The organism is Bacillus lumedeiriae (assembly GCF_044891285.1).
Lineage (GTDB): Bacteria > Bacillota > Bacilli > Bacillales > Domibacillaceae > Pseudobacillus > Pseudobacillus lumedeiriae.
Genome location: NZ_JAUIYO010000034.1, coordinates 1 through 5,068 on the forward strand (window position 1 = coordinate 1; position 5,068 = coordinate 5,068).

Genomic DNA, 5,068 nt, shown 5'->3' on the forward strand with positions numbered 1-5,068 from the left:
CATAATCCAGCGCCTCCTTTTCACTCACCCGCGTCGCTGTCCGTCCAATCACAACACCAAGCGCGGCCCCGATCTCCAGCTCTGACACTCCTTCCGGCAGCGGAATCGGCTGACCATGGCTGCTAATCGTATTCACTGGTTTAATATAAAGGATCGGCGCTTTGGGTGCTGCCTTGTAAGGGGCTTCGTTGACTGACTCCCCTAACGCTTCCAAAGCTCCTTTGTAGTTTAACAATGTTCCGTAGATCGTTCCCGATACTGGCGCGTCAACAGCGAGCTCATCTAATTTATAGGATTGGCCGTTGTGCTCTGCCATACCTTCCGCCAATCGCACGTTCACTTCATCTAGCTGCGGTATCCCGCGAAATTTCACTTGTGCCCTTAACAAATCACTTCACTCCTTTTTTCATTAACGATGACTAACATCTTATGACAAATGTTCCACCAAATAAAAAGGGAGACATTTTTTATAGCTCCCTTGTTTCTTCCTAATATTGGAATGAATGATTATATCACCATTTCATCCCTTTGAATGTAGTCATTCATTCCAGCTGTTTCCCTTTGCTTACTAAACATATATTCCAGCCACTTTATTTTCAGTTCTTTACCGTGCATATCTGCAAAGCAATCTTTCACTTGAACAAGCAGTGACGGCTGTGCATCAGCTACAGTCATCTGATGACAAACGCCCTTGTACAGCCGGTCTCCTGCATCGACTTCTACACGATATACACCGAGCTTTGGCAGACGGTACTCTTTGCTTATATCAACTTTGATAAATTGATGGTTTCGATAAAACAAAGAATGTTGTTTTACGTTTCCCCTCACTTCATAAGAGTGGCCAAGCAAACTAGGAACCTCTTCTACTTTTCCCGCAGCCAGCCGTTCACGGATCGCTGTAGAGCTGATTTTTTGTTCATGCTGTTCAATTTTTCGAATCGTTGTAACATCGAACTTGCCTCGCCCTGCTTCGGTAAGTGTCTGCATATTCCCTTTTCCTTTGTAGCCGTAATGATAATCAAATCCGGCTACTACATGCTTACATTGCAGCTCGAGTATATAGTGCTGAATAAACTCTTCAGGGGAAAGTCGTGCAAAATCAGGCGTAAACTTTACAATGAACAATTGATCCACACCCAGCTCCTGAAAACGTTCTTCTTTCACTGGCAGCGGCGTTAAATACGTCATCGGTTCCTGATCCGGAAAAATAATATCTTTCGGATGAGGGTAAAAGGTCATCACGCTGAACTTATATCCTTTTTGTTCCGCCATTTCTTTTGCCGCTTGGAGAATTCCTCTGTGTCCAACGTGAACCCCATCAAAAAACCCGAGAGCCAGCACACACGGAGCTGATTTAACTGTTGCTGAGATAGTATGTGGATGTTCAAGGTAAATTGTTTCCATCAGTTACACGTCCCCTTTTCTTTTAGGCTTTGTTAAACTCCCCTGTTGATTTCCCCAGGAGACTCGCTCCTTCCGCTCTAATCAACAATAGTCATGAACATCGCCTTATTTCATTTAAACAGGCTGTCGTTCTGTGATCTCGCCATATTTCCCTGCGAAGAACGTAAGCGGTGCTCCTTCACGAAGAACAATGTCCTGCACTTCCCCGATAAATAATGTATGATCCCCAGCTGCTTGCTTGGAGTATACTTTACAAACAATGTTAGCAAGAGCATCTTTAATGACAGGTACATCTTGAATGCGGTCAAATTCCGTCTCGCGCTTTTCTTTGATTTGTCCCGCGAACAGCATCGATACTTCCTGCTGCTCTGCCGCTAAAATATTCACAGCAAATGTGCCAGATTGATTGATTTTCTCAAGCATTTTTGCTTTTTCACCAATAGAGATGACGACAAGCTTCGGATCAAGGGACACGGACATGAAGGCGTTTGCCGTCATGCCATGCGCTTCCCCGTCCACCTCGGTCGTAATCACTGTCACGCCTGTTGCGAATTTCCCCATTGCGTTTCGAAATAAACGATCATCCATCTTAACTTCCTCCTGTTAGGCTATTTTAAATAATGGCTTTGTTAAACGCCCTGTTGATCAGCAGCCCGGGAGCCTCCTCGCCGCTATCGCCTGCGAGGTCTCCCTTGGACACACTTTTCTCGTATGAGTCGCGCGCCTTCCGCTCTAATCAACAAAGAAGCAAAATCAACACTGGCTATTCATATGACTTAAAGAATAAATTCAGGTTTCTTTTGTGCAAGCTTCGCTGGTTCTGTTTTTACGATTTCTCCTGTTTCGATATCAAAGAATGGAGACGTCTCATTAAACCAGCTGTCTGGTGCTTTCGCTCCCCAGAACGTTTGGCGGCGCGGATCATTTAGATCCCAGCGAATTGGTTCAAAGTCAGGGTCACTCGTTAAATAGTCGCCATTATACAGCTCGATGCGGTGGCCGTCTGGATCTCTTAAATAGAGGAAGAAAGCATTCGATAATCCGTGGCGGCCTGGTCCCCGCTCAATGCTGTCAGCATAGCCGAGTGAAGCGAGTACGTCACAGCAGTGGATCAGTGCTAATGGATCTGGCAGCCAGTAAGCAAAGTGGTGAAGACGAGGGCCTTCTCCGTTCATGAATGCCTGGTCATGAACGCTTGGTTTGCGGTGCAGCCAAGCTGCCCAAATCTTATCGTCTTCTGTCGCTGTATACTCCGAGCAGGCAAATCCTAATTCATTAATAAAGAAGTTATATGCTTTTTCTACATCCGGCACTGCACAGTTTACGTGGTCAATGCGCTGGATTCTTGCACCTTTATACAAGTCGTAACGCTGTAACAGGCGCTCTGCTTTATCCATCTTACAGAAGAACTCAAGCGGCATGCCTGATACATCATGGACATGAAGGGCGCGGCCAAGCGCATGCTGTGTGCCTGCTTCCAGCCATTTTGTTTTCAAGCCTTTCCCTTGGAAGAACGCAGCAAGCTTATCGAGATCCTCTTCTTTTTCTACTTTATAGCCGAGGGCGTGAACACCGATTTTATCAGATTGCTTTAATACTAAACTGTGGTGAACGTGCTCTTCCAATCCTCTTAAATAAATGCAGTTGTCCTTCGTTTCTGTTTCGATAAACCCTAAAGCGTCTACATAAAATTTTCTTGAACGTTCAAGATCCTTTACATTCAGTACCGTTCTTGCAATGCGGATAATATTAAAATTCATTATTTCTGCCTCCCTTTTCTCCTATGAAATTAGTAAATGTTTATTTATTGGCTTTGTTAAGCTCCTCTGATGATTTCCGCTGCGTGCGGCCCGGGAGCCTCCTCGTCGCTGGCGCTCCTGCGGGGTCCCCCTAGACACACTTTTCCCGCAGGAGTCTCTCACCTTCCGCTCCAATCAACAAAGGGGCAACACCGACAATCATCATTAACCCAGCCTATTGATTAGTTATTTTTAATCAGTTCTTCTGAGCGGTCTAAAAATTCTTTTACTCGGTCAACGTATACTTGCTTGTCATAGCCGTTGTACAATGCGCTTGCCATTCTGACTGGATCACCGAAGAAGAAGCGCTCATACAATGTTTGTCTCGTACCAAATGCGCTCATACACACATCCCATGCCAGACGGTACATTTTCACACGATCGTAAGCGCTTCCAGTAGCCGACTGCAAGTATTTGTCGAGGTCCGGACGAATTTCTGACTTAAAGTCTGCCTCGTTCGGAATCGCCATCAAGCCGCTCGCTCCAAGTAATTGCATAATTTCACTGAAGCGCGGATAAATCTTCGGATAGTAGTGACGAGCAATATTCAGCGGCGTAAAGTCTGGTGTCATAATGCCCCATTTGTCGAGCTTTGCATTTGCTTCTGCTGCCGTTACGTATGCTTTCACTGTTTCAAGCGCCATAATCACTTCGGATACTTTTTCTTGAACGTGCTGGAATTGACCGATATTGATTGTTTCTACCATTAATTGAACTAATCCGAGAATAAATTCCGTTTTTGCCACATTTTTCGAAACAACTTGGTGAGTCATGTGAACGACTGCATTACTTTCGTTGTACGCTTGGTTACAAACGCCGACATCCCCGAGTGCAAATACACGATCCCATGGAACAACTACATCATCAAAGACAACGATCGTATCCATTTCTTCAAAACGCGACCCTAGCGGATGATCGAAATTGGATTTTCCATAATCAAATGATTCGCGGCAAATAAATTTCAATCCAGGTGTATTATTTGGAATTGAGAAAGCATACGCATATGGATTTTCTTCTTCCGATTGTTTCAACAATGTAGATGGGAATACCATGATTTCATCAGTGATTCCGCCTTGGGTAGCAAGTAGACGAGCCCCCTTGATCACAACTCCTTCAGATGTCTTTTCTTTAATACGAGCTGCGATATACGGATCAGGCAGCTGAGCTGAGTTCACTCCACGGTTTACTTGCGGCTGGATCAGTGTATGAGTTAAAGATAAGTCATTTTCGCGGCAGTATTCATAATACTTCGCCATATTTTGAGCGTAAAATGGATCTTGCTTTCCGAACATTTCAGAAGCTGTTCCGTAAGCCATCATCCCAACGTTGATGTAATCTGGAGAACGCCCCATCATTCCGTTGTTATGTCTTGCCCACTCCTGCATCATTTTGCGGCGCATTTCCAAATCTTCTTTCGTCTTTGGCTGGATAAAAGACGTACCGACACGTTCACCAGATGTTGGAGAGACATACGTCATAAAATCTTTTTTCGCGGGATCATGCTGCATGTCATACAACTCGGCCTGTGTTTTCATTACTCCTTTAAATGCAGCATGCTCAGAGATTTTTCCTGTTACCTGTTCCCCGTTAATCCACACATTCGCTTGTGCTTGGTCTACTCTTTCGATATATTCCTTACCTGTTTTAGCTGGCATATTATTCGCTCCTTTTCATTTGAAAGTGGAAGGTGCCGGCTTCACATTTGTGTCAGCACCTTCTCTCATTATTGAATGTTCAGTTTATTTACCAAACTGCGGAATATGATGATCGCCGATAGCCACGTGGATGACTTTCGGTTCTGTATAAAATTCAAAGAGTGCATAGTGGCCGCCTTCTCTGCCAATGCCGCTTGCTTTCGTTCCGCC

At 44.8% G+C, this 5,068-nt stretch carries 5 protein-coding genes and 1 pseudogene; all 6 read right to left on the bottom strand.

What is annotated here, in order from left to right; all coding sequences use genetic code 11:
* A partial coding sequence (locus QYG89_RS16915) for a fumarylacetoacetate hydrolase family protein (RefSeq protein ID WP_404319384.1) occupies positions 1–388 on the bottom strand: 388 nt, incomplete at its 3' end.
* Between the two features lie 119 nt (positions 389–507).
* Positions 508–1,404, bottom strand: a complete 897-nt coding sequence (locus QYG89_RS16920; protein ID WP_404319386.1) for a riboflavin kinase — start codon at positions 1,402–1,404, stop codon at positions 508–510.
* Positions 1,405–1,518: 114 nt separating this feature from the next.
* Positions 1,519–1,992 carry a flavin reductase family protein gene (locus tag QYG89_RS16925; protein ID WP_404319388.1) on the bottom strand — a complete coding sequence of 158 codons (474 nt, stop codon included), beginning with the start codon at positions 1,990–1,992 and terminating at the stop codon, positions 1,519–1,521.
* 188 nt (positions 1,993–2,180) lie between these two features.
* Positions 2,181–3,164, bottom strand: a complete 984-nt coding sequence (gene hpaD, locus QYG89_RS16930; RefSeq protein ID WP_404319389.1) for a 3,4-dihydroxyphenylacetate 2,3-dioxygenase — start codon at positions 3,162–3,164, stop codon at positions 2,181–2,183.
* Positions 3,165–3,385: 221 nt separating this feature from the next.
* Positions 3,386–4,858: a 4-hydroxyphenylacetate 3-monooxygenase, oxygenase component gene (gene hpaB / locus QYG89_RS16935; protein ID WP_404319391.1), complete on the bottom strand. Its 1,473-nt coding sequence runs from the start codon at positions 4,856–4,858 to the stop codon at positions 3,386–3,388.
* An 84-nt stretch (positions 4,859–4,942) separates the two neighbouring features.
* Positions 4,943–5,068, bottom strand: a pseudogene (locus tag QYG89_RS16940) (aldehyde dehydrogenase family protein); the annotation flags it as partial.

What these genes read in the sequence shown, in the direction of transcription:
- hpaD (WP_404319389.1), bottom strand. Translation starts at nt 3,164, where the DNA reads ATGAATTTTAATATTATCCGCATTGCAAGAACGGTACTGAATGTAAAG.
- QYG89_RS16920 (WP_404319386.1), bottom strand. Translation starts at nt 1,404, where the DNA reads ATGGAAACAATTTACCTTGAACATCCACATACTATCTCAGCAACAGTT.
- QYG89_RS16925 (WP_404319388.1), bottom strand. Translation starts at nt 1,992, where the DNA reads ATGGATGATCGTTTATTTCGAAACGCAATGGGGAAATTCGCAACAGGC.
- hpaB (WP_404319391.1), bottom strand. Translation starts at nt 4,858, where the DNA reads ATGCCAGCTAAAACAGGTAAGGAATATATCGAAAGAGTAGACCAAGCA.